The following is a 25,392-nucleotide window of genomic DNA, read 5'->3' on the forward strand; positions in this document are numbered from 1 at the left end:
AATCACCCCTCAAACATCTCCGTCTGGAAAAATTGTACCTTCGACTTAATCTCATCAATACCCAACCAAAGATTAATCAAAGTTTGTTTCTCCTTCATACTATCAGGAATCACCTTAAAAGCCACCTCCATCACCTTCACCAACAAATCATTACCCCCTAACCCCGTATTCTTGAGGAATTTGCGCACCGCTTCCAAATCCGCCTCATCCTCATATATCCCTATCAAAGCATGTAACCCATCGATGAGATAATCCATAGAAAACTCTTGGGGATTGATAGTAAAAGCCCGTTTTTTGAGCCTTTGTTGCGGTGTTAATAACTTACAAATACCACTGGCAGAATCAATTAACTTATATTCTTTTGCCAAATCATTGACATTAAAACCACCCACCGCCAAAGCCAACTGTCTAGCTTCATCAAAAGGAAACTCCCGCGCGCCAAAGGCATCCCATGCCAATAAATACCACTGAGTTAGGGCATCAAAACCAATGGTATCGGTTTGTAATAGTTTGCGGAAACGATAACCAGCAATGGCTTTTCTGGCTTCGGCGAAAGCAACTTCTGGGCGCACTTCTTTCCCCGTATTATCAAGGATAGGATAGGATTTAGAAAAGACGTTTAAGGCTACCCCAAAAGCGCTGAGATATAAATCAATACCCGTAATGTCGTTATCCTCAAAGTATTCTGCCCGTGATTCCACTAGGTTAGCCACTTCTGGGCGTAAGTCATCCCACCATGCTTGGGGTGCGTTACTATCCCTCTTTCTACATACTAATATTACCGTGCTAGAAACACTATTCTTCTTCGCTTGGTGGAGGTTTTGGGGGTTTTCCGTGGATACTGCCCATGAAGCGGTGATTTCAAACCCTGCATCGATTAAGGATTTGGCTAACACATCCCACGCGCCCGATTCTTTATGGTTAAATTGTACCGTTAAAACGCCCTCATCCTTCAACACCCGATAGGCTTCATTCCATGCCATATTCATTTTGCCTTCATAATCCTGTTTGGCTAACTCGTCGGGGGAGATACCCATATTACGGAAACGGGAAGGGTTGGCAACGGCTTCCCTATCTTTGTCGGTTAATTCTTGCCAAAAGATGTCGGGGAATATGTCTCCTAATATTCTTTTATTCCAGACGTAAAAAAAGTCGGACAATTCGGCATATTGGATTGTACCATAATAGGGTGGATCTGTGACAATTGCTTCTAAGGTTTTGTCGGGTATGTGATATAAGCTATCGGCAGATTCGAGGTTTATGTTAATGTTTGATGGGTTGATTTCTTTGGTTAATTTTGTCTCTGGGGGTGTTTCTACGGTTAGGGTTAATTGTTGTTGTTTTTTGCTGGTTTTTTCTTGTTTATTTACTACATTTTTTTCTTGGTTTATATATTCGCAAAGTTTGCTAAATTCAGAGGTAAACGCATCAGCACATTGATTCCATAATTCACCTATTCCAGAAACTTCAGGATAATTCCAATTAAGATTTAATGAGTGTTGCGTTGAGGCTCTTTCAACAGAAAATCTCCCAGAATTCCAAATAGATAATCGACAATTTCTATCCACGCACCTATCCAATACTAAAGCTAAATAGGTGATAATTGCTTGGGCTTTTTCTAGTTCATATTCCGCTAATATTTTGGCTTTTGCCTCGTTGATTATCTCTACATAACTCACAAGAGTTAATAATTGACGAGGGTTAAATAATTCATGCCATTGATTAATACCAATATTAGGTAATCTTTCAGTTTCTTCACCCATAGGAATATCAATATCAGGTATTAGTTGATTTAAGTGATATTCATCTGATTTAGCTTCTAAATATTCCTGTGCTTTTTTAACTCCTTCTAAATCTAAATCTGTGGGGATTCTAAATTGTAAACTGCCTTTTCCTTCCTTAAACGCCACGGCATATAATTGATGTCCTAATCCTTCGGCTTGTGCCTGTTGTTTGATATAATCATCTTCGATAACATTGTCACAATTACAACATTTGCCAACCCCTCGCCCAATGGTATTATAATCGCTAGGGTCAAATTCTATAGTGGATTGTCCATCATTAATATTAATAGTTGTACCCTTTCCTTTTTTGCCCTTTATTAACTCAAAGTCCACTCTTTTTTCAGCAAGATTAGGAATAGGTTTAACGGCATACCAATCTGATGTTACTTTTCTAGCTTGTCCTTTTCCTGCGTAGTTACTGGTTTTACTTAGCCACCAATTAGGAGAAAGGGGAATGGTAGAATGACAATGGGGGCAATTTACCGTGTGCGCCCAAAGGTAATTTTGTACGGTTTCGTTGGGTTGAGATGGGAAAAAGTCTTTTAATCGGGTTTTTGCTTCACTTGCCACATAGTTAACCCATTTGTCGATGTCTTGTTGTAAATCCTTACCAAACTTAAGGGGATATTCCATCCCAGCTTTCATGGTGATGTAGGCAACGGGATTTAAATCGGAGGCGAAGACATTTAAGTTATACCTAACCCCCTCAAAGGGAATGCTACCCCCTCCCGCGAAAGCGTCGAGGATGCTGGGGGTGTCTTTTCCCCATGTGGTTTGACAATGGTGTTGTAGTCGTTGGATTTGCTTTTGGGTGGGGGGTTGTTTATAAAGACGTATTTCTTTGATGTTGCGCAGTTTGTCTTTTTCTGCTTCGGTTTTGCTAGATTTTTCCCAAAATTCGATTTCCTCTTGGCTATAGATACCCATGATGTAGAGAAATTCTTCTGTGGTGATGTCGGCGGGGAGGAGGGAGGCTAACACGGAGGCGCGGGAAAAGGATAATGGTTTGCGAGAATACCAACGATGTAATCCTTTGAAGGGGTTTCCGCCATGTTCGTAATATACTTGTTGGTTGAGGAGTTTTACGGGGAATATCTTTTCGATGAATAGTTTTTTGCGCATTTTCTCCTCTTAATCGGGTGTTGCCGTTATCCCACCATGAAATGGGGTTTTGCCTTCGCCGTGTAATAAATAGTTGGGTTTGTTGCCATCAACCGCCATGAAATGAATTTCATGGCTACTATGTTTTCGTTCAATGAATTGAACTAGGGTGATAAGGTTATTGTAAGGGGCGATGGTTGATTATTCCCATTACCCACCATGAAATAAATTCCACGGCTACCGTGTTTTCGTTCAATGAATTGAACTAGGGTAATAAGGCTATTATAAGGGGCGATCGTACTTTAAATCAAATAGAGTTTAATTTATTAAACGGTAAATCCCGTAGCCTCGTAATTCATTGCGAGGCGGTATGTGGCGATAGTCGATTATTCCCATTACCCACCATGAAATAAATTTCATGGCTACCATGTTTTCGTTCAATGAATTGAACTAGGGTAATAAGGTTATTATAAGGGGCGATCGTACTTTAAATCAAATGGAGTTTAATTTATTAAACGGTAAATCCGTAGCCTCGTAATTCATTGCGAGGCGGTATGTGGCGATAATCCATAGGGTGATGGATGGTTTGATGTGTTGCCGTTATCCCACCATGAAATAAATTTCATGGCTACCATGTTTTCGTTCAATGAATTGAACTAGGATAATAAGGTTATTATAAGGGCGATCGTACTTTAAATCAAATGGAGTTTAATTTATTAAACGGTAAATCCGTAGCCTCGTAATTCATTGCGAGGCGGTATGTGGCGATAGTTGATTATTCCCGTTATCCCACCATGAAGTAAATTCCACGGCTACCATGTTTTCGTTCAATGAATTGAACTAGGGTAATATGGTTATTATAAGGGGCGATCGCACTTTAAATCAAATGGAGTTTAATTTATTAAACGATAAATCCCGTAGCCTCGTAATTCATTGCGAGGCGATATGTGGCGATAGTCGATTATTCCCATTACCCACCGTGTAATAAATTCCACGGTTACCATGTTTTCGTTCAATGAATTGAACTAGGATAATAAGGTTATTATAAGGGCGATCGTACTTTAAATCAAATGGAGTTTAATTTATTAAACGATAAATCAGTAGCCTCGTAATTCATTGCGAGGCGGTATGTGGCGATAGTTGATTATTCCCATAATTCATTAGGAGAGAATATTAATCAGCCAATAAAATACGCAACGCCCTCAACGCTAAATTACCCCTATCACCGCTAATTTTAGCAAACCAATAATAAGCCTCCTCATGACTCATCGCCATTATGCTATTCATAATACTAATTATTTTTTCTTCTTTTCTTAACGGTTGAATAGTTTTAAAAAGTATCGCTAAATTAATTCCAGAAGATTCCGTTAAAATATAGTTAGATTTTCTTTTATTATTCAGAGTTTTAGGGTCATATTTATTATCTTTTAATGTTTGATAAATAGCATCTCTGACTAAGATAATCTTATTCATTTTTAAGACTCCTACTTTTTGGGGAGATAATCTTTTTTTCTCTCCAGCTTTTTTGTAGTCCCACTGATATAATTGGATAATAAAATGATTATCTTTTAAAGGAACTATCCTCAACTGAAACTCTTGCACTTTTTAGCTAATAGTTAATAATGATTGACAATTAGTTTTTATAAATTTATCACCCTAGAGACTGGGCAGTCATTTTAAAATAAATTTTAAAAAAGAAGATAAATTCTGTTATTCACAAAGATATTATACCACTATTATTACCAATGTTATTAACAAAAAAATCTTGGTTAATTAGTTACTCTAGTAACGAACATAATCCCATTATTGATTTTTATATTCCTGCCCTAGAGTGTGCCATCACATATGACCGCAAATCAGGCTTTTTTAATAGTGCTATTTTATCAAAAGTCGCTCAAGGATTAGATGTGATGGTTTATAATCAGGGGCAAATTCGCTTGATTATGGGCTGTGAGTTTAGCAAGGATGATTTAGATGCTATTAGTAAAGGATATAAACTAAAAGAGCAATTAAACACTTGTTTAGAAAGACAATTATTAGAACCTGATAGCTTAACTCAGTTAAAACATTATGAAATTTTAAGTTGGTTAATAGCCCATGATTTTTTAGAAATTAAAATTGCTATACCTTTAGCTAAAAATGGCTTACCTAATCAATTAAATAAACATAAATTATTTCACGAAAAAACAGGAATTTTTACAGATAAAGAGGGTAACAAAGTAGCGTTTAGTGGTTCAAATAATGAGTCTTTGGGTGGCTGGGAAAGGAATATAGAATCATTTCATGTTTATTGTAGTTGGGAGGGAGAAAGGGATTTAGAAAGGGTAAATGAGGAAGAATATCGCTTTGAACAGTTGTGGAATAATTTAGCCCCTAATGTGAGGGTTTTTGATATTCCCAATGGAGTAAAAAATAAGTTGTTGCGCTACACTCCACAATCAATTAATAATAATCCAACATTAATAATTGATCATCTTCAGCAAGATAATTCAGAAAATAATAATCAACCAAAACAATTAGAGGAAAATAATCAGCAATACAACAAAGAAGAAATAATTAATTTAAGTGAAGAAGAAGAAATAGAGATAGAAAAAGAAAAATTTGCCCCTTTATTAAATATTCATAATCATGGGGGATGTTTAGCTTATGCTTTAGAGTCTATTCCCGTTAAACCATGGATTCATCAAAGAAAAATATTACTAAAATTTATCGCTAATTTTCCCAATTCCGCCTTAATTTGTGATGAGGTGGGATTAGGTAAAACCATTAGCACTGGTATTATTGTCCGTTATTTACTTATTTCCCGTCAAGTGCGACGGGTATTAATTCTTGCTCCTGCTAGTGTACAATCTCAATGGCATGAGGAGTTAAGGGAAAAATTTAATCTTCATTTTTGGAGTTATGGGGGAGGGGTTTTCACAAATCCTGATAAGGAGGTTATTAATCCTGTGGGAAATCCTTGGAATGAGGTGGATTTGGTGTTGGCTTCTTCCCATTTGGTGCGTCAGGGTAGCCGTAGTCAAGAGTTGTTGGAGGGGGAAGATTGGGATTTGATTGTGGTAGATGAGGCACACCATGCGCGTCGTCGTAATCCTCAACGGCGGGAAAATACTCCTAATCGTCTGCTGGATTTATTACAGCAACTCAAGGCGAAAACGAAAAGTTTGTTATTGTTGACGGCAACACCCATGCAATTAGACACTATCGAAGTTTTTGATTTACTTAATTTGGTGGGTTTAAAAGGATTATGGCAGTATCAAGATAATTTTTGTGATTATTACGATAGCTTATCCCAACCCGTTAACGAATTAAGGCTAAATTTTTGGCAATCTCTGGCAGTTAATTATTTTCAGCAAGGGGGAAAATCTTGTAATATTCTTGAACAATATTTACTACAAAAAAATCGTCTTGTATTCTATCGTCTTAAGGATACATGGCAGAAAGGCAGGGCGATCGCCCATCCCCGTAAATTATGTAAAGATGATGCTTTTATAGAGGCTTCTCGACAGTTTTTGACGGTGAATACTCCCCTCAAAGATTTGATGTTTCGTCATACTAGGGAAACTCTACGGGAATATTATCGCCGTGGTATTTTGCGTCAGTCTATACCCACTAGACTTGTGTTTGACAATGCGATCGCCCTTAATCATACCAATGAAATTCCATTATATCAAGCCGTAAGCGACTATGTGAGACATTTTTATAATTTAGCCCAACAGGAAAACCGCAAAGGATTAGGCTTCTTGATGACATTATACCGTCGTCGTCTCACCAGCTCATTTTATGCCATCCAAAAATCATTACAACGACGGCTAGAGGGCATTAGCATCACCGATGATGACTTAATGGATTTGGATGATGCCGATGATAATATTATTCAAGGATTAGAAAAATATTATAAACCCACAGATCCATCAGAAATAGAGTATTTAGAAAATATTTTAAGTAAATTTGAACAAGTGGGCGAAGATACTAAACTATCCCATTATTTGAGTCTTTTACGTCAAGAATTAACCCATAGAGAAAAAGTTATTACCTTCTTTCAATATACCGACACCATGGATTATGTACGAGATACTTTAGTACAGATGTACGGTAATCAAGTGGCTTGTTATTCAGGTAGAGGAGGGGAATTATACCAAGATGGTAAATGGAAAGTAGTAAAAAAGGAAATAATTAAAAAACTTTTTACTATTGATAATAGTAGTACATCTCCAGAATTGTCATTAAATAATGGTAAAAATATGATAGACGGTAACGAATTGCCGAAAATCAAAATATTATTATGTACTAAATCGGCTAGTGAGGGGTTAAATTTACAAACTTGCGGAGTATTGTTTCAATATTCCTGCCCGTGGAATCCCATGCAAATTGAACAACAAATCGGGCGTTTAGATAGAATCGGACAAATTCACCCCACCATTCATATCCACAACTTTTATTATGATGGTACTGTAGAAGCCAAAGTATATCAGAAGTTGAGATCTAGGATAAATGCTTTTGAAACAGTAGTGGGAGACTTACAACCCATTTTAGCACAAGTACCCACCTTTATTGAACAGGCGGTCATGGCCGCAGACCCTGAAGAAGAAGGGGTTTTATTGGCTGAGTTGGATAATTTAATGGATAATCCTCCATCACGCCCAGATTTAAATAAAATTGTATCGATGAATGTTTCTGCTGACTTGGAATTGTTAAGACAAAATATTGCACCTAATCCCCTCCCTCCTCAACAAGTAGAAAAAATATTTACTCAATCTTCATGGTTAAAAAGTCAAGGAATTATATTTGAGAATAAAGGTGATTTAACATGGCAGATAAATTGGCACGATAACATTTATCATGTTACTTTTTATCCTGAAGTTTATGAAGAATATCCCTCACTCAAACTGATGTCTTTGGGTGAACCACTCATCGAAAAGTTTTTGATATTATTATGTAGCTTTTTTTATTCGTAATAATAGCAAATTCAATTTAGAAAATATATCATCATTTGCCCACTCATAAATTAACTCCTAATTGTTCCATGATTATATATTGACTTTGATATATTTGTGGCGACTTTGTAACTTAGAAAATATCCACCAATTAAGAAATTATATTAAAAATCAACAAAGCTATATTTTCAATATGCTGAAAAAGCATTTTTTTTGTATATTTTTGTAAATAAAAGTCAAGTTTAAATAATTTTAACTAGATTTGTTTAATAAAAGAAGTATTTTTTTAATGGGGATTATATAATAAAGAAAAATAACTCAAAGTAATCATTTAATTTGCTAATATTTATTGTACTAAAGGGGTTATTTAGTTTTAATTCATAATTTTTAAATCGTCAAATAAAGTTTTTATTTAGGGATATTTTTTATTTCTAAAATGTGATTTTGAATGCTCTTGGAAAGGGAGTAATTCGGTCTAGTCCCTAGTTTTTGGAGACAAAAAAATGCAAATAAGTGATATACTTAAACGTTACAATCAGGGCGATCGTGACTTTAGGGAAATAAATTTAAGTAAAAGTAATTTAAGTGGAATGAACTTAAGTTATGCAAATTTATCTCGTTCTAAATTAACAGAAGCTCATTTGGCATGGTCAGATTTACAACGATGTTTCTTATTAGAGTCAGACTTAAGGGGTGCTTTTCTCTACGGTGCAAATTTAAGTTTTGTGAAACTCAAAGAAGCGCTACTTTTAGAAGCAGATTTAACTAAGGCAGACTTACAGGGTGCGCAGTTACACAAGGCGAATTTAGAGGGTGCAACCCTCAGCGGTGCGGTATTAAATTGGGTAAGTCTTTACATGGCTAATTTACCGGGGGTAAACCTGTGCGGTGCAAATTTGGAGGGAATTAATTTAAGGGGTGCTAATTTAGAAAAGGCGAATTTGAATTGGACAAATTTAAATGGGGCGAGGTTGAGTGGGGCTAATTTACGGGGTGCAAAACTCTACGGAATTAAGTTGAAAGGTGCTTTTCTCAATGGTTTAGATTTGCATGGTGTTAATTTTAGTGCCATGGATTTAGAAGAAACGAAAATGAGTGGTATGAAGTTATACGGCAGTGATTTTAGCGGTAGTAATATGCAGTCTGCCTATATGCGTCGCAGTGTGTTGGATAAGGCAAATTTAAAAGGTGTGGTGCTAAATCAGGGGCAGTTGAAGGGGGCTCAATTTGTTCAGGCAAACTTGATGAAAAGTGATTTAAGTGAAACGGATTTGAGGATGGCGGATTTAAGTTTTACTAATCTTAATTTAGTGAATCTAAGGGGCGCTGATTTGAGTAATGCTAACCTCCATGGTGCTTATCTTTGGGGTGCTTGTCTTGATGGTGCTATAGTTAAGGGTGCTAATTTTACGGGAGCAAATTTACGGGATGCTGATTTATCAGGCATAGATTTATCAGATGCAATTCTGACAGGGGCGACTATGCCTGATGGTAAAATTCACGTTTAGAGGCGACGGGCGATCGCACCTTCCCAAGTATCAACCATGGTAGTAAGATTAAGATTAACTAGGGAAATACTAGAAGAATTAACCTGTAAACTATCACCTTTTACAGAACCAATTTCCTGCCAATTATTGGGTAAATTGTCCGTCAAAAAATGTTCCCATGCCTCTTTATTATCAGGGGAAACAGAAACAATAATGGCACTTGCCAACTCCCCAAACAAAGCCGTATCCAGACGGCCAGCAAAAGCAGGTACATTAACCACTGCTCCCAAACTGCCACCGATACAACATTCAGCAAGGGCAACCGTTAAACCGCCCTCCGCACAATCATGGGCAGATTTCACCAAACCATGACGAATCCCCTCACGACAAGCCTTTTGTACCGCCTTTTCTAAATCAAAATCGAGGGCAGGAGGTTTTCCAGCGATGGTGTCATGGATAGTCGCTAAATACTCAGAAGCCCCCAAACTAGGATTAAAAGCCCCTAAGAAGTAAATTAAATCCCCTTCCTGTTGCCATCCTTGCCCCGCAATTTTGCTAATATCGGGAATCAAACCCACCATCCCAATCACAGGGGTAGGATAGATGGGTTGAGGATTGCCTTCGCTATCCACCGTTTCGTTATACAAGGAAACATTACCCCCCGTTACAGGGGTTTCAAACTGACGACAGGCTTCGGAAATACCACTACAAGCATGGTGCAACTGCCAATAACCGATGGGCTTTTCAGGGCTACCAAAATTAAGGTTATCCGTTACCGCAATGGGTTGCGCCCCCACACAGCTGAGGTTACGGGCTGCCTCTGCCACCGCCAAAGATGCTCCCACATAGGGATCAAGATAGACATAACGGGGGTTACAATCAGTGGTTGCAGCAATACCCGTTTTCGCCAATTGAGGTTTTCCATTTACAGGACGCACCCGAATAATGGCGGCATCAGCGCCCCCAGGGAGCATCACGGTATTGTTTTGTACTTGGTGATCGTATTGGCGATAAATCCATCTTTTAGAAGCGATGGTAGGCTGATCTAGGAGGGTTAACAACACTTCAGACCATTTTTGACCTTTGACCCCATTTTCGTCGCACTCAGGCAATTCTTTCTCATGCCAAGCCCATGCCTTTTGGGCATATTCGGGAGCTTCGGATAATAATTCATGGTGATAGACGGGGGTGTTGTCCGCTAGGGCAGTGGAAGGCACTTCAGCGGCGATGCTCCCTTGGTGGAGGATGCGCACAATTTGTTCTTCGATTACCTCCCCCGCCACCACGGCATGGAGTCCCCAACGCTCGAAAATATCGATTAATTCTTGTTCTCTGCCTTTTTGAGCCACAAATAACATTCTTTCTTGGGATTCGGAAAGCAGATATTCATAAGGTATCATGCCCGTTTCCCTAGCAGGGATTTTGTCCAAATCCAATTCGATGCCCAATCCTCCTTTGGCGGCCATTTCTGAGGTAGAACAGGTAATTCCTGCCGCGCCCATGTCTTGGGCCGCTACCACTGCTCCTGTTTTAAAAGCCTCCAAACAGGCTTCTACCAGGGATTTTTCGAGGAAAGGATCTCCTACTTGCACTGCGGGGCGATCGTCCATGGAATCGTCCGTTAACTCGGCACTGGCGAAACTAGCTCCACCCATACCATCTCGTCCTGTGGTAGAACCCACATATAATACGGGATTACCTACCCCAGAAGCCCCTGATTTAACAATGGTTTCGGTTTCCATCAAGCCGATGGCCATGGCATTAACGAGGGGGTTTCCTTTATAGGCGGAATTGAAATACACCTCACCCCCCACAGTGGGAACGCCGATACAATTATGGGTAATGATTCCTGAAGTGGTGACAAATAAATGAGTATTATCCACCTCAATATCATACACGGGGTAATTTTCAACCTCTTGAACTTCGATGTCTTTTATTTTAACAAAGGCTACTTGATTGGAAACATGATAACGAGGGAACGAATGTTGATTGCCTTGATATTTTTCTAAAGCAGAGACTAATTGTTGATTTCTTTCTTCACTAAAAATCTTGACAAATTTAGCTAAATTATCAACATTATTAATTTCTAGTTGCCATAGGGGTAAAGATTCACACTGTCTGCCTTCAATGGTAGATATTTGAGCTGGTTTACGGTAAATATAAGGAACTACCCCTAAATTTTGTAATAAAAATATTGTTTGTTCAAATAGTTTTTGGCTAGTGGTAGCAAAACCTATTTTGGCGTGATTACCAGTGGTTTTTGTGGTTAATGAACCATCCCCTCTCAATAAACCTTTTAATCCTTCTTCTTGTAATGTAGGTGACCAACTAAAGAAACAATCAGGAAAGGCTTTGAGGGGTGCTTTATGTCCGCATTGCCAAACTTCTTTTAAGAGATGTCCTAATAGCCAAGAAGTAGTATAAACGGCAAAAGTTGACTTTCTTTCTTCAATACAGGCTTTTAAACCTAATTTTTCAATTAAGTTAATGACATCTTCCACATATTCTTTTTCATGGAGTCCAAAAGTAAAGATGATTTTGTAAGTGTTACCATTTTGAGAAACACAACCTTCTGACAAGTAATAGCCTAATAAACGGGCAAAATCTTCATCTATTTTTAAAACCGCTTTCATATAATTAGCTTTACCACTACGGCGATAAAGACGTAATTCCGAAGGTTCAATGTTAACTAAGGATTCTAGTTGACGATAAAGATTAATGGGTAAATATCCCTGTGTGAGATAACGATGTCTTGGTTCTGCATTAGGTTCGATTTCCTTGAGTTTTCTTTTTAAGACTTCAGTTTGTAATTCACACCAATGATCTGGAAAATCGACATAAACGTCGTTAAATTCTTCTCCTAAAAGGGAAATTAAGTTTAAATCTTCTGTTTTTGCTTCATTAAAGGGTAAATTTAGTAATAAAGGTATTAAATCTCCTTTTTGTAGTTCTTTGGCATCTTTAATTTGCCATTGTCCGTTTTGCGCTACTAACTGGGGATGATCTGGGGTGAGGGTGATTTTTCTGCCTAAAGCCGTTTTGAGGGTGATTAGTTGGTTAGTGAATCGTTTATATATACGGCGAATGGGTTGCCAAGTGGTTTCTTGGGTTTCTTGGTTAAAGGATAGGGTTTCAATGGATTTTTGTAGTTCTAAGGTATCCTCATGGGTATCTGATAAATGTTTTTCTACAAAGTTGCCAATGGTGTCAAAATGTATTCCTTTCTCATCACGCCATATAAGGGTTTCTTCTGCAATCAAACAGTTGCCGTAATGACTTATACCCTCTACCACTCCTTGAAAAATTCTCTTGGTGTGGGGATTATCTAAATTACCAAATCGAAGAGAGTTTAAAATGGCGATGGGACGCGCGCCCATGGTAAAAATATCTCGGAGGATACCCCCTACCCCTGTGGCGGCTCCTTGGAAGGGCTCGATCGCACTGGGATGGTTATGGGATTCAATCTTGAAGGCTACCTGTAAACCATCACCAAAATCCACAACCCCTGCATTTTCCCCAGGCCCTACCAAAATTCTTTCCCCTGTGGTGGGAAATTGGGAAAGGAGAGGACGGGAATTTTTATAACAACAATGCTCTGACCACATTACCCCAAACATCCCTAATTCTGCTCGGTTGGGGTGTCTGCCTAAACGTTGGACAATATCTTCATATTCAGAGGGTTTTAAACCTTCGGAGGCGATTTCTTCAGGGGTAAAGGGCGCTGACATATATGGTTGTTTTTTTCGTAATTTAACGCCTACATTATCCCATATTCATATATCTTAATCAAATTTTTTTCCTCAGTCCTCAAGATATAAATTCAACCAAGGATAAAGAATAATCTGGGTACATCAGCTATTAAAGATATTACCACCATTGCAAGAATGCCCGTTGCCCATTCCCTACCAACCCTAGAAAATGTTATCCCTAACTGGCATTGCACGGGTTATGGTATGAAATATAGTTGAATTACACTAAAAACTAAAACTTCTAAGTATTATAACCGTTCCCTGTTCCCTGTTCCCTGCCTCAACGAAAAATCATACCTAAAATCAGCAACGCTCCCTAACTCAGATTATATTACAGTTGAGAAAGTAAGTTTTGATAATAGTCTTGTTTATAGTTAATTTCTTGGGCAATTTGTAAAGCCTGACTAAAATAAATCCTCGCTTGGTTGATGTTGCCTTGTTGTTGATAAATTATTCCCATGCTTTCATAGGTTTCCATTAATCCATAATAGTTATAGGCCTGTTGTTGTAGTTTGATTAATTCATCATAGACAGTTAGGGCAGAATCTAATTGTTCATATTCTTGATATAAATTTGCTAATCTTTTTAGGGCATCCGTTGCGATCGCAAATTGTCCTTGCGCCCATGCAGTATTAAAAGCCTCCTGATAAAAATTAGCCGCCTCTTGAGGGTTATCCAATAACTTATAATCATCACCCATAGAAATTTCTAGCAATGCCACAGCCCTTAAATTATTATTTCTCACATAATTAGCAATTAACTGCTTCTTATACTCCACCGCATTTTCAGGACGTAATATCGCTCCATTAATCTCCGATAAACGCCTTAAGTAATTAGACTCAGCCAAAAAATTATTATTTTCTTGAGCAAAAGTTAACAACTCCTCATAAATCGGTTGAGCATTGAAATAATCAAACTTACTCAGATATAAACTACCCAAAGCCTCCAAATTATTAATAATATCCTCCTCCTCATCTTCTCCACGGGCATCATCTAACAACTGTCTCCTTAACGCAATGGAATTATCAACATCCCTCAAAGTTTCATAGGCTTCCAAAAAATAAGGCAACAACTGAGGATTTAAAAGATTATTAGTCGTACTTTCCCTTTGTAAAACCGATAACCTCTCGCTCAAAAAATTAACATCATCTCCCCTACCCCTTGCCCATGCCACGGCGCCCACTTCACCAATTAACTCAACTTCTTCCCTAGCCCCCAAAAAACGAGTTAGCCTAATTTGACGATACCAAATATCAAACGCCTCATCCTCATTACCCAACTCTAACTGACTTTGTGCCAACTGATTTAACTCCTCAAGAGCAATTTTTAAGGCTTCTTTTTCCCCTTGAGTTAAATTATTTCTTCTTGGTAATAACTCATCCCTAACATTTTCATTAATGGGATTAGCCCTTCTGTTTTGGGCAACAACAGGGTTAAAAACTGAAGATATAGTTAACAATAAAATTAACCAAGAATAGATAATAAAACCTTTTTTAAGGAACATGGTATATGTAGAAAAATTTAAACCGTCACCTATTATAGTCTTTTACAAAAAATCCTTTGATTTGAAGAACAAAAAACCCTATCTGGTGACATAGATAGGGTCATGGATTTTATAATAATTTTAAAGCACGGAAACCGTAATATAAACCAACCGCCGCCACGGTGAAAGCACCGATGATGCCAACATAAGCAATTACACCAGACATATATAAAACTCCTTAACTTAAAATGGATAACCCATATATTGTACAATGAAGTGTTAAGTCAATCATAAGTTATGGTCGCTCAGTCTTCTTAAATTATCAATAATGATGCAGTCAATCATCCCTGTTAAATTGCCCCAAAATGCCTACGAAATTCATATCGCTACAGATGGATTAAAAGAAATTGGCAAAAAAGCAAAGTCTTTAAATATCGGCAAAAAAGTTTTAGTGATTTCTAACCCCGAAATTTTTGACTACTACGGGCAAACGGTAATCGATTCTTTTACCCAAGAAGGATTTTCCGTTAATTATCATCTCATTCCTGCGGGGGAAAGTTATAAAACCCTTGATTCCATTAGTAAAATTTACGATACAGCCTTAAATTTAAGACTCGAAAGAAATTCCACCATGGTAGCTTTGGGGGGTGGGGTGATTGGTGATATGACAGGTTTTGCGGCTTCTACTTGGTTAAGGGGAATTAATTTTATTCAGATTCCCACTTCTTTACTGGCTATGGTAGATGCTTCGGTGGGGGGCAAAACGGGGGTAAATCATCCCCAGGGAAAAAATTTGATTGGGGCTTTTTATCAACCTAAATTGGTTTTAATTGATCCTCTTGTGTTAAAAACACTGCCAGAGCGAGAGTTTAGGGCAGGTATGGCGGAAGTTATTAAATATGGAGTGATTTGGGATAAAGAGCTTTTTAACCGCCTAGAATCAGCAAATAATCTTAATTCTATGGATGTTTTAAGTGCTGATTTACTCAGTTATATTTTAGAACGTTCTTGTCTTGCTAAGGCTGAGGTGGTGCGACGGGATGAAAGGGAAGGGGGAGTAAGGGCTATCCTTAATTATGGACATACGGTAGGCCATGGAGTGGAGAGTTTGACGAATTATAATACTTTTGTCCATGGAGAGGCTGTGGCCATTGGTATGGCTGTGGCTGGAAAAATTGCTGTGGAAGCTGGTTTATGGACAGAGGATGAGTTAATCAGACAAAATGATTTAATTAAAAAGGCTGGTTTACCTTTGGATATTCCTGCAACGGTGGATAGGGAAGATTTATTGGATAGTTTGCAGTTGGATAAGAAGGTTAAGGCTGGAAAGGTGCGTTTTATTTTACCGACGGAGATAGGTAAGGTAATTATTCGGGATGATATTCAGACGGATTTATTGAGGAATTGTTTTCGGGCTAGTTAGGAAGTCAGCAACCCTTAAGGATAAATGGTGGTAACTACTCGATTATTACCGTTGCCTGTTACTGTTACTTGTTTATCTTGTAGTTTGCCTTGCGCCCTATTTCCTCGAAAGTTAACTACGGGATTTATCTGTTGATATACCACGTTACCTTGAGCGTCTATATTTTGATCATTTAAATTCCAGATTACATTATCGGCATATAGTTTCGCTTCGTTATCTAGGGATTCTCCAAAAATTTGCTTACTCAGATAAACTTTATTCTCTGTTAAGTCAACTTTACCTTGATTTGCCGTCATGGTAATTTGTTCATCTACTTCTACTAAACGTATCATTTTATCGGCTTCAACAATTCTGTTATTATAATCCCATCGCATTCGGCTACCTGCCCCTTGTAGGGGAGGATTTAGGGATTGATATTCGATGTTATTTTCTACTATTAAAATGTTATCGTTGAGATTCATTTCTGCTGTGGTAGCCTTTAGGGTATCTGTGATTTGCTCATCTTCGTAACGGCTGACTTCAAATGGTAAGTCTGTACTGATTAACCCCTGTTCTATTTGCCAGATGATGGCATCGGCAAGGATTTTTAATTGTGGTTCAAAGGTATTAGCGACAATGTCTTCTGTTAGTTGTAATACTTGGGTGGCGGTGTTATATTCTGCTTGTTGGGTAACTAATCTGATTTGGGTATGAATTGCTTCGATATTTTCTTCAAGGGTAAAGTAGTTTTGCTCTGGTTTCCAATATAGTTTTTCTCCTCGGATTTCCATTTCGTTACGGGTGTCGAAGGCTATGATTTCCCCGGTGAGGTTGATTTCTTCTCCGTCGTTGATAACTTCCCCGTTTTGGGCGCTGATTTTGAGGACGATTTCTCCATTTTGGAGTAAGTTAGCGGTAATATCTTCGATGGTGGCGTTTTTGTTGTCTTGGGAGTAGGTTACTTTACCGACTCGTAGTCGCCAGAAGTTTTCACCATCGTTGTTGGATTGTTCGATGGTGGCATCACTTAAGACGATGCCTGATTCTACTGTTTGATTGTTGTTGGTGTCGTTGATGGGGGGTTGATTTTGGCAACCGCTAATGAGGAGAATGGTGAGGAGGGGGATAATTTTTCGGTACATCTGAGATTAGGCTATGGCGGGGTTTTGGGTTTTTTTGAGGTGATCTACAAATAGGATTCCGTTTAAGTGGTCAATTTCGTGTTGTATAATTCTAGCAATAAAACCATGGAATTCTCTTTCTTGTTTTTCCCCTTTTCTATTGTAGTATGTAAGGGCGATCGCCCCATAACGTAATACATCAGCCCTTGTGCCTTTAACACTTAAACAGCCTTCCTCCTCCATTAAAAAATCATCGGAAAAGGAAATAATTTCAGGGTTAATCATCTCCATGGGTGCCATGAAAGGGGCATGGGGATAACGGGCATTCGGATGGGAAGCCACCACCACCACCCGAGTAGAATAACCAATTTGAGGGGCAGCCAAACCTACCCCATGGCGCTCAAACACCATTTTTAACATCATATCAATTAACTCTTGTATGTCTGAGGCGTGAATATTTTCCACCCGGGGAGCTACTTTTCTTAAAATAGGATTACCAATTTGTAAAATTTCTACCATTGTCCGTGTATGATATTTCCAAACTTTAGTGAATTTTTTATCTGAATGGGATCTGAATATACTAATTTTAATTTAGTTACTCAAATAGAAGCGATACTCTATCTTAAAGGTAAACCAACCAGCTGTGCAGAAATAGAAGAATTAACCCAAGCGGGGGAAGAAGAAATAGAATCGGCCTTGATTAAATTAATGTCTGATTATGCCCACCGCCCCGAGAGTGCTTTAGAAGTGGTGGAAACCCCTGCAGGATATGCCCTACAACTGCGCCATTGTTGTCAAAATCTCCTCGAAAATCTTGTCCCTGCGGACTTAAACACCGCCACCCTTCGTACCCTGGCTGCGATCGCACTTACAAATCCCATACTACAAAGCGACTTAATAACCGTGCGTGGTAGTGGAGCTTATCAACACGTCCAAGAACTGCTAGAATTAGGTTTTATCCGTAAACGTCGTCAAGCCGAAGGGCGCTCTTATTGGTTGGAAATTACCGACAAATTTCATCAATATTTTGAAATTGACCAACTACCAACCTAAAAAACGTTTATATTAATAAGCAGGTAAAGAGGAACTGAGTAAAAGAAGAATCACTATAGAGGACAAAAATAAATGGTATTTAACGCAAATTTTTTTGGCGGAGAATCAGACACAACTTTAGATAACACCTTAATTGATTACCTACAAAAACAAAAACCAGAAACCCTTGAAAGAATAGCCCAATCAGCAACCCCAGAAATCAAAGAAATCATAACCCACAACGTACAAGGGTTATTAGGGATGTTGCCCACCGAAGGATTTAACGTACAAATTGTCACCGATAAACAACATATGGCAAATCTACTAGCCTCTGCCATGATGACGGGTTATTTTCTCTGTCAGATGGAAAAAAGAAAAACCCTAGAAGAAAACCTCTTTGATACCGATTCCATGGAGTAATTATTTTCTTGGCGTTGGTGAATTAAGGTATGATTTTTAGTTGAGTTTGGCAATAGGCAATGGGCAATAGTAATAATAGTTTTAATACTATACATTTACTGTAATTCAATAATGCTTCATACTCAAAATCAGCAATGCCATTTTTTTCAATGGTGGGAAATACCCACCATATATTATATTCTTAACCTGACACCTGATAACCGATACCTGACACCTTTTTTACAAGACTATAAATTTTATCCTGAAATCAGGTTATTATAGGGTGGTTATTGCCCTACCTCAAAATTTTCTCCGTCAGTTTCGCAAGAATAGTCTCCCTTAACTGTTTATCCTTGGGTAACATCGCCAAAATCTCTTCAACTTTTTGATTAACTTCAGACTCCCGTTGACTATCTATCCATATCAGGTGATTGGTTTCTTCCCCGTCACTGCGGGTAACAGTAATCCTTCTGGCGGATAATCCTTCCCCTTGTTTAACTTTTACTTGCCCTTGGATGGCTTCTAGGTTGGTAAATTTACGGGATAATTCAGCCAGTTTACTTTGAAATAAACTAACATCTTCATCTTTCCAAGATTCCGCTGGTTTGTCAGCAATAATCATCATCAAAGCCTCTAACCATTGTTTATCATTTTTGGTTTCATCACATACTGCTTGGGTAAAACGTTTTAAAATTGGCTCAACACATTTATCTTTAAGGTAAGATGCCCTTATGCGTAAGTCTTCCCTGAGTTTTGTAGTCTCGTTTCTCACCCCAAAGGCAGAATATAACAAGGATTGACATTCACTCAACAGATTTTCGTAGGCAAGATTAATTTCTCTTAATGCTGTTATCAGGTTTGTTTTTAGTTGTTTGGCGGTGATACCGTCTTTTTCTTTGTTGGTGGTGATGGGGGGTAAGTCACAGGCTTCGGGTAGTTGTTTAAATAATAGTTCGTCAGGTTCGACGGTTTTTTGTAAGATGGTTAAGATGTTTAGTGCTGTTGGACTTAATTCTTTTGTTTGAAGGGTATAACGGGGGAGTTGTTTAACAAATTGATATAGGGGAGTGACAACGGTTAAAAGGGTGGCGTTACGAATGTTTCTTTTGGCTTTTGTTTGCGGATTACGCAGGATAGCTTCTAATTCTTGGAATACTTCTCCCCTTAATCCTTCTATGGCAAAATATTTTACGGCATAACGTTCGGGATTTTTGACTAATAATTCTAAATGTTCTTCCCCTAGCACTGGTATAAATGTACCATCTTGATATACTCCCACTTCTTCTTTGTAATACAGTAATACGGCGGTAAGAATGATGGGGATGATGCCTTCTTTTACTCCGTAGGGGGGTAGTTGTAGGATTTGGTATAGTTGGGCGATATTTTGGGGATTTTCGGTGGCTGATGTGCAAAAAAGGGCGATCGCACCCCACACTTTATCTATATTAGGATTATCCCCACCCATAGGCGCATGAATACCCCACTCTTCATCCATTAAAATTGTAGTATCTGTGTCGGGGGGGGTAGTATGTAGTTATAACCTTTGCCATCACTAGATTTGAGGTTATTTTCAGTCAAAGAAAGAGGGCGATGGATACCCGTTTCCCGTAACAAAGAATAATACATCGTCACCTCAGGGCCATAACCAGAAAAACCAAGATTAGGTAAACTAGAATGGTTAATCATCGCTGTAATTAACTCCCTTCTTGCCTTGCTACCCTGAGAAGTAAGATTGCGACGGTTAATCAACTCATTCCAGAGAATAGGAGTTTTAACAAAAGTCTCATCACACAACCGAGAAAGATAACCATTCAACTCCCCTACACTTTTGACGGGGGTTAACTCTCCCCCAATCCAACAACGACACTCCCCCCGACTAAAATCAAAAACACTATTTAAAGTTTCATCCAAAGCTTTTTGCGCTTCCATGAGACGATAACGCACCTCCTTTCTCGCTACCCCATCCGACTGTAACTCCTTCGCCTCATTATTCATCCGATTCAAAGCGCTAAATTCTTGGGCTTGTAATCGCAAAACCTGTAAGTTATTGGTAGTAATGACAATAATGGGTAAACCATTGACAGTTTTTTGGGGAAAAGTAGGGGGCATTTCCTCCTCCAACCAATAACCTAACCAACCATCCGTCGAATTATCTTCACATTCCACCCTATCCCAATCAAAAGAGGCATCGAGATAATGTCTTTCAAAATAACGTAAAGTGCCTGTTTGATAACTATGTCGTTGCGCAATGATAGGCTTGAGAGGGCGTAATGGGGATAAAAGTTTGGCTAAACTAGACTGCTCTTGTTTTAAATAGGATTCTAGTTCATAATCAATGTTATAGTCTGAACCTTCCCAGATTCTCAACTCATCAATTTGTTTACGATGGGTAATCAACCCTTGTCTTAAAAGTTGTTCAATTTTTTCTTGCCAATAGTTAAACCTATCGTTATCCTCTCCATCACAAAGACTATGGGCGACTAAATTACGGGTTGCCCTAATAATACCTGTAATACTAACTAAGTTTAGCAAACCGATCGCCTTTAGCAACCGCAAATTATCCTCATCGAGGTGTTTGGCATCGTTGATTAAATCATAGATTTCTACCCACCGTTGGAAATTTACTACCCTTGTCAACCCCATACCCACGGAGGAGATAAAATAATCATAGATTTGATCAAGTTTGAGGGTAGGTAAGTCATCATCGTTAATAACCGTTTCCTCTAAAAACTTTTTGAACGAAAAAGGCTCATCGGATGTGATAAAAGTAAATAAGGTGCGATCGTTTTGGGCATATTTGACGCATAAAACTGGTAAAATTAAGGCACTAAGGGGATGAAGGGGATAAATATTTTTAATTAAATTATCTTCAATTTTTTCTAACTTTAAAATTGGCTCTAATGTTTGATTCCAATAACTACTATATTGGTCAATTTTTTTCTCAAAACCATCATCAAAATTCGAGGTAATAGCTTCGGCGATTAACCTAATCATCTGCCCCGTGGATTCGGTAAAAGCAATATCTTCAAATCTTCCTGTAATTTTTGACCATTCATTACGTTGAATAGTAGCCAACCTTTGTCCATATTCGGTAAAGGCTTGGTGTAAGATACCTAAAATATAAATTCTTTTGCCTTCAACAGCTTCTAATTCTGCTAATTGTTGTAATAAATATAAATCCTCTGCCCCTTGATTATAAACGGCATATTCTAAGTTTTTTCCTAGTTCATCAATAACTAAAATAATATCTTTTTTTGTTTGTAAAACAATATCTTTAATAATACTAACTATGGCAGTATTTTGAACTATTTTACCGTCCTTAATACGGTTTTCTATGTCCTGTAAAGAAGTAATAAACTGCGTAGATAATTTACCCCCAACATCCTTTAAACCATTAATTAACGCCCGAATAATAGTTAAACTAATCGCCTCTCGTTGACTAACGGCGATCGCCCTTACCATGCCATCATCAGGAATATTATTGATAATAACATTATCATCTATATGGTTATTTACTATCTCTAAAGCCTTTCTTTTTACTTGATTTTTTTGATTAGCTAATAAAGAAATTAAAAAATGAACAAAAGCAGATTTACCAGTACCATAAACCCCCGTTAAAGTCCAACAATTATATTTATTTTCTCCACTTACTCCCAACAAAACTCGCTTTAAAGTTTCCACAGATTTATCCGTTAAAACATAACCATCCAAAGCAGATAAATCGTTAAAATCCCTTTCTAAATTAATAGAACGACCATAACGACGTTGTAAAGTAAAATAAGAAGATAAATTCATAATCATCAGTATAAAAAAATTGAGTTCGGGATAATATTTTTGGTTAAGATGGGGAATAGGGAACAGGCAATAGGCAATAGTGATTATATTTTTAATAATCAATTATTTTGATCATGGAAGTATATTTAATAGTTTAGTTAACTATTATCTAGTTTTTAGACTATCACTTAAAGCCTAGTTTTACTAATAAAAAAGAGTTATAAACTGACTTTAAATAGGTAGATATAGCATTATTATAAAAGATAACTTATTATTAAATATTGATTTTAAGGTAATAACTGATTTTCAATTAAATTAAACCGTACCATTCGTAATTATACTAAACCTCAATAACTGAAAGTCAACGAATTTTGGAAGATTTAAGAGGTAAAACCATACCTTTTATTTAAAAAATATTATCAACTATCAATTATCAATTATTAACCGTCAATTATTAAGAAAAAATCATCAAGAATATTATCAGCTAAATCAAGAGGATTACCATTAAAAGATAACTGAATTAAACCAGCAGTATCCGCTAAAAAAAGATTATCATACTTACGAATCATCGTATCAATAGCACCAAGTAAAGCCTCCTCCGTCAACTTAAACACTAAACCAGGGCTACCATAATCATAAAGTAATCTGCTGATACTAATGGTTGTCTGATTATCACTCACCCAACTAGCATATTCCAAACAAGTAGCCACCACAATTTCAGGGGCTAAATTTGGTTTACTGCCAAAACGAAAACGATAATTTTTGTTATGGAGAGGCTGATAAATTAACCCTAAACCCGCAAAAGGAGAATCAATGGAATCTTCCACAAAACCATCATCACCAGTATCCACATACATCCTGAAAATACAAGTCATATCTTTGTTAAGGGAAGAATCAGCAATATTAGGCTTAATCTCATCCCGAAACTTCTTCAAGCCGTTAAGCAAGTCATCTCGACTAAATTCGGTTTCATTAAAAAGATTAAAAGTATAATACCATGACGCACCATTACAACTCGGTTTAAGGAAATGCCAATGTAATAACCACAAAGACGCAGGATTTTCCAAGTATTTATCCCAACCATTTTCCCCTAACAACCTTTGCCCAAAATCTGAGGGATTATCATCATTATCAGTCACTTTAAAAGCATTACACCAATAACGGATACTCCTCACCATATTTTTACCCACTCCCAAACGAATGGGGGCATCATTTGCCTGAAAAATATTATTATCTATACTAGCCGCACTAAAACCTTTATTTAACCATCCCCATCGAGGGTGAAATGTTTCATGACGGGCAAAAACTGGGTTTATGGGATTATCTAACAGATTTAATGGTAATTTGGTTTGAGTCATTGGGTGTTATGGATTACTGTTTAAGGGTATTATGCAATGGGTTTTATATCAATATTTAATTTATTTGATGTGCCATAATTATTTTAATGGCCACCAAGAAACTTTATCCCTAGTGGCACTATAAACTTCTTTTAATTCTTCTGGTTGTAGGATATGAATTACATCATCGGATGTGCTATTATTTTTATCTAGTTTGATTAATCCTTCCTTTTGCATTCCTTTTAAAACTTGTTCAACGGTGCGCTGGTTGAGTTGACAGGCTTTGGCGATTACTTCCACAGCCAAATCAAGGATATAAACTCCTTTTTCATTGGGTTGATTTTCCAATTCCCTTTCTTGATAAATTAACGCCCTGAGGAGAGATGCTACGGCTTGGGGAGGATAACTACTACAGTTGAGGAGATGATAAGTAAATTTTTCCCTTAACTCGAATAGTTTAGCATAGCGATCGCCCATTACCTCAAAATGATCATAAATTTGTTTGAGGGCATCAAGGGGAATTTTAGTGACATAGGTGGTTTTATAAGCCTCCACCAGACTAGGATAAGCCTTTGTTGCTAAACCATGACTAAAAGGTAAACTACGCATTCCAAAACAACCACCGCTATAGGTTAGGGATAAAATGCGATCGAGGGGATTACTACGTAATATTATAGGCCCTCCTTCTAAAACTACATACAAACTATCTAAATCCTCATCAGGGGAAAAAGCGGTAAAAACAGGGCGATTGGAAAAAAGTTTTTCTCTGGTAAGACTATCTGGGGGCAGAAAAGCACTTAATTCTTTTTCGTCTAATCCTTTAAATAAATAGGAGTTATTGATTAAAAAAGTAAGGATGTTAGATTCACTGGGATTTTTTCTTACCATTGTTGCCTGATAATTTAATGTAGTCTTTTATGCACATTTTCCCACAGTTACAGACTGTTTGAGATGGGATTTTAATTAATGTCAAAATTAAATTTAGTTTTCTGGTAATATAAACACCTAATTTAAAAAATTAACTTATCCACTGCCATAGGTTACGCACAGCCAAAAAGACGACTACCACCAAAAAAATTCTGCGCAACCATAGATTACTCATTTTCATGGTGACTTTTGCCCCAATTATCGCCCCAAAAAACATGGTGATGCCCAAAATAATGCCTAATTGATAATCTACTAATCCTTGAGTCATAAAAATGAGGGTAGCAATGATGGAGGAGAAAATATTTAATACTTTGGTAATGGCAACGGCTTCTATAAATGTCATATTTAAAAAGCCAATGAAAGTCGCTGTCAATGTAGTTACATAACCACCACTAAAAAACCCTCCATAGATACCTAAACCAAAGGTTAAACCATAACCTATTTTTAAAGCGGTGGGGCTTGGCTTTTCTTGTTTTTCTAATCCTTTGTTTTTGTTGGTGACGGAAAAAACTGTAACGGCAATCATGAATATGGAGATGAGTAAGGGCATGGTATCGGCAGGGATAATAATTACCAACAAAGCCCCCAAAATTGAACCAATTACTGTTAAAACCGACAACAGAGACAAATCTGGGCGTTTTAGCACGTCACTTTTTAAAAAAGGAATAGTCCCCCCGATACTCATAAATATTAAGGCAAACATATTCGTTGCGATCGCCCTTGCGGGATTAATATCAAACTCTAACATCACAGGCACAGTTATCAGGGAATTACTTCCCGTCACCACTCCAATGACGCTAGTTAAGAAAAAAATCGCAACTAAAAATATTAATTCTGTGGGTGTCATCATACTAAATCC

At 37.6% G+C, this 25,392-nt stretch carries 18 protein-coding genes; 6 read left to right on the forward strand and 12 right to left on the reverse strand.

All coding sequences use genetic code 11. The annotated features are described in order from the left end of the window. Positions 1-2: 2 nt before the first annotated feature. Positions 3-2,906: a DUF1156 domain-containing protein gene (locus tag IQ215_RS01570; RefSeq protein WP_193799568.1), complete on the reverse strand. Its 2,904-nt coding sequence runs from the start codon at positions 2,904-2,906 to the stop codon at positions 3-5. Between the two features lie 829 nt (positions 2,907-3,735). On the opposite strand from IQ215_RS01570, the gene IQ215_RS14450 reads away from it, so the two are divergent. Then, entirely contained in the window at positions 3,736-3,870 is a 135-nt protein-coding gene (locus IQ215_RS14450) for a hypothetical protein (RefSeq protein WP_277815516.1), read from the forward strand. Positions 3,871-4,058: 188 nt separating this feature from the next. On the opposite strand, the gene IQ215_RS01575 is transcribed toward IQ215_RS14450, so the two are convergent. Further along, positions 4,059-4,487 carry a DUF7680 family protein gene (locus tag IQ215_RS01575; RefSeq protein ID WP_193799569.1) on the reverse strand — a complete coding sequence of 143 codons (429 nt, stop codon included), beginning with the start codon at positions 4,485-4,487 and terminating at the stop codon, positions 4,059-4,061. 143 nt (positions 4,488-4,630) lie between these two features. Here IQ215_RS01575 and IQ215_RS01580 point away from each other — a divergent pair, with 143 nt between their 5' ends. Further along, positions 4,631-7,843, forward strand: a complete 3,213-nt coding sequence (locus IQ215_RS01580) for an SNF2-related protein (protein WP_193799570.1) — start codon at positions 4,631-4,633, stop codon at positions 7,841-7,843. A gap of 482 nt (positions 7,844-8,325) precedes the next feature. After that, positions 8,326-9,330 carry a pentapeptide repeat-containing protein gene (locus tag IQ215_RS01585; protein WP_193799571.1) on the forward strand — a complete coding sequence of 335 codons (1,005 nt, stop codon included), beginning with the start codon at positions 8,326-8,328 and terminating at the stop codon, positions 9,328-9,330. Here IQ215_RS01585 and purL read toward each other — a convergent pair. The 3 genes from purL to petL all read right to left on the reverse strand — a co-directional run bounded on the left by purL (position 9,327) and on the right by petL (position 14,767). After that, positions 9,327-13,037: a phosphoribosylformylglycinamidine synthase subunit PurL gene (purL, locus tag IQ215_RS01590; protein WP_193799572.1), complete on the reverse strand. Its 3,711-nt coding sequence runs from the start codon at positions 13,035-13,037 to the stop codon at positions 9,327-9,329. The genes IQ215_RS01585 and purL overlap by 4 nt on opposite strands. 352 nt (positions 13,038-13,389) lie before the next feature. Then, entirely contained in the window at positions 13,390-14,562 is a 1,173-nt protein-coding gene (locus tag IQ215_RS01595) for a tetratricopeptide repeat protein (protein ID WP_193799573.1), read from the reverse strand. A gap of 109 nt (positions 14,563-14,671) precedes the next feature. Continuing rightward, complete coding sequence (gene petL, locus IQ215_RS01600; RefSeq protein WP_193799574.1) at positions 14,672-14,767, reverse strand: cytochrome b6-f complex subunit PetL; 96 nt, start codon at positions 14,765-14,767, stop codon at positions 14,672-14,674. Between the two features lie 105 nt (positions 14,768-14,872). Here petL and aroB point away from each other — a divergent pair, with 105 nt between their 5' ends. Then, the gene (gene aroB, locus IQ215_RS01605) at positions 14,873-15,964 is read left to right on the forward strand and encodes a 3-dehydroquinate synthase (RefSeq protein WP_193799623.1); all 1,092 of its coding nucleotides are present in this window, start codon (positions 14,873-14,875) and stop codon (positions 15,962-15,964) included. Positions 15,965-15,978: 14 nt separating this feature from the next. Here aroB and lptC read toward each other — a convergent pair whose 3' ends face one another. Together lptC and def are read right to left on the reverse strand one after the other, a co-directional pair. After that, positions 15,979-17,085 carry an LPS export ABC transporter periplasmic protein LptC gene (lptC, locus tag IQ215_RS01610; protein ID WP_193799575.1) on the reverse strand — a complete coding sequence of 369 codons (1,107 nt, stop codon included), beginning with the start codon at positions 17,083-17,085 and terminating at the stop codon, positions 15,979-15,981. A gap of 6 nt (positions 17,086-17,091) precedes the next feature. After that, positions 17,092-17,583 (reverse strand): peptide deformylase, encoded by a 492-nt coding sequence (def, locus tag IQ215_RS01615; RefSeq protein ID WP_193799576.1) that lies wholly within the window; start codon positions 17,581-17,583, stop codon positions 17,092-17,094. Positions 17,584-17,628: 45 nt separating this feature from the next. Between def and scpB the strand changes: the two genes are divergently transcribed. Next, a complete protein-coding gene (gene scpB, locus IQ215_RS01620) occupies positions 17,629-18,117 on the forward strand; it encodes an SMC-Scp complex subunit ScpB (protein WP_193799577.1) in 489 nt (162 codons plus the stop codon). Positions 18,118-18,189: 72 nt separating this feature from the next. Beyond that, complete coding sequence (locus IQ215_RS01625; RefSeq protein WP_193799578.1) at positions 18,190-18,516, forward strand: DUF760 domain-containing protein; 327 nt, start codon at positions 18,190-18,192, stop codon at positions 18,514-18,516. A 274-nt stretch (positions 18,517-18,790) separates the two neighbouring features. Here the strand turns inward: IQ215_RS01625 and IQ215_RS14340 are convergent, their stop codons facing one another. The 5 genes from IQ215_RS14340 to IQ215_RS01645 form a co-directional block, all read right to left on the reverse strand. Beyond that, complete coding sequence (locus tag IQ215_RS14340; protein WP_241735221.1) at positions 18,791-19,990, reverse strand: hypothetical protein; 1,200 nt, start codon at positions 19,988-19,990, stop codon at positions 18,791-18,793. Then, positions 19,990-22,290 carry a hypothetical protein gene (locus IQ215_RS01630; protein ID WP_241735222.1) on the reverse strand — a complete coding sequence of 767 codons (2,301 nt, stop codon included), beginning with the start codon at positions 22,288-22,290 and terminating at the stop codon, positions 19,990-19,992. The genes IQ215_RS14340 and IQ215_RS01630 overlap by 1 nt, the downstream gene beginning before the upstream one ends. 419 nt (positions 22,291-22,709) lie before the next feature. Continuing rightward, a complete protein-coding gene (locus IQ215_RS01635) occupies positions 22,710-23,627 on the reverse strand; it encodes a DUF4007 family protein (RefSeq protein WP_193799579.1) in 918 nt (305 codons plus the stop codon). 78 nt (positions 23,628-23,705) lie between these two features. Further along, on the reverse strand, positions 23,706-24,494 hold the full coding sequence (locus tag IQ215_RS01640; RefSeq protein ID WP_193799580.1) for a Crp/Fnr family transcriptional regulator: 789 nt from the start codon (positions 24,492-24,494) through the stop codon (positions 23,706-23,708). 130 nt (positions 24,495-24,624) lie between these two features. Then, the gene (locus tag IQ215_RS01645) at positions 24,625-25,383 is read right to left on the reverse strand and encodes a sulfite exporter TauE/SafE family protein (RefSeq protein ID WP_241735223.1); all 759 of its coding nucleotides are present in this window, start codon (positions 25,381-25,383) and stop codon (positions 24,625-24,627) included. Between the last annotated feature and the right edge of the window lie 9 nt (positions 25,384-25,392).

It is taken from the genome of Cyanobacterium stanieri LEGE 03274 (assembly GCF_015207825.1).
Taxonomy (GTDB): domain Bacteria; phylum Cyanobacteriota; class Cyanobacteriia; order Cyanobacteriales; family Cyanobacteriaceae; genus Cyanobacterium; species Cyanobacterium stanieri_B.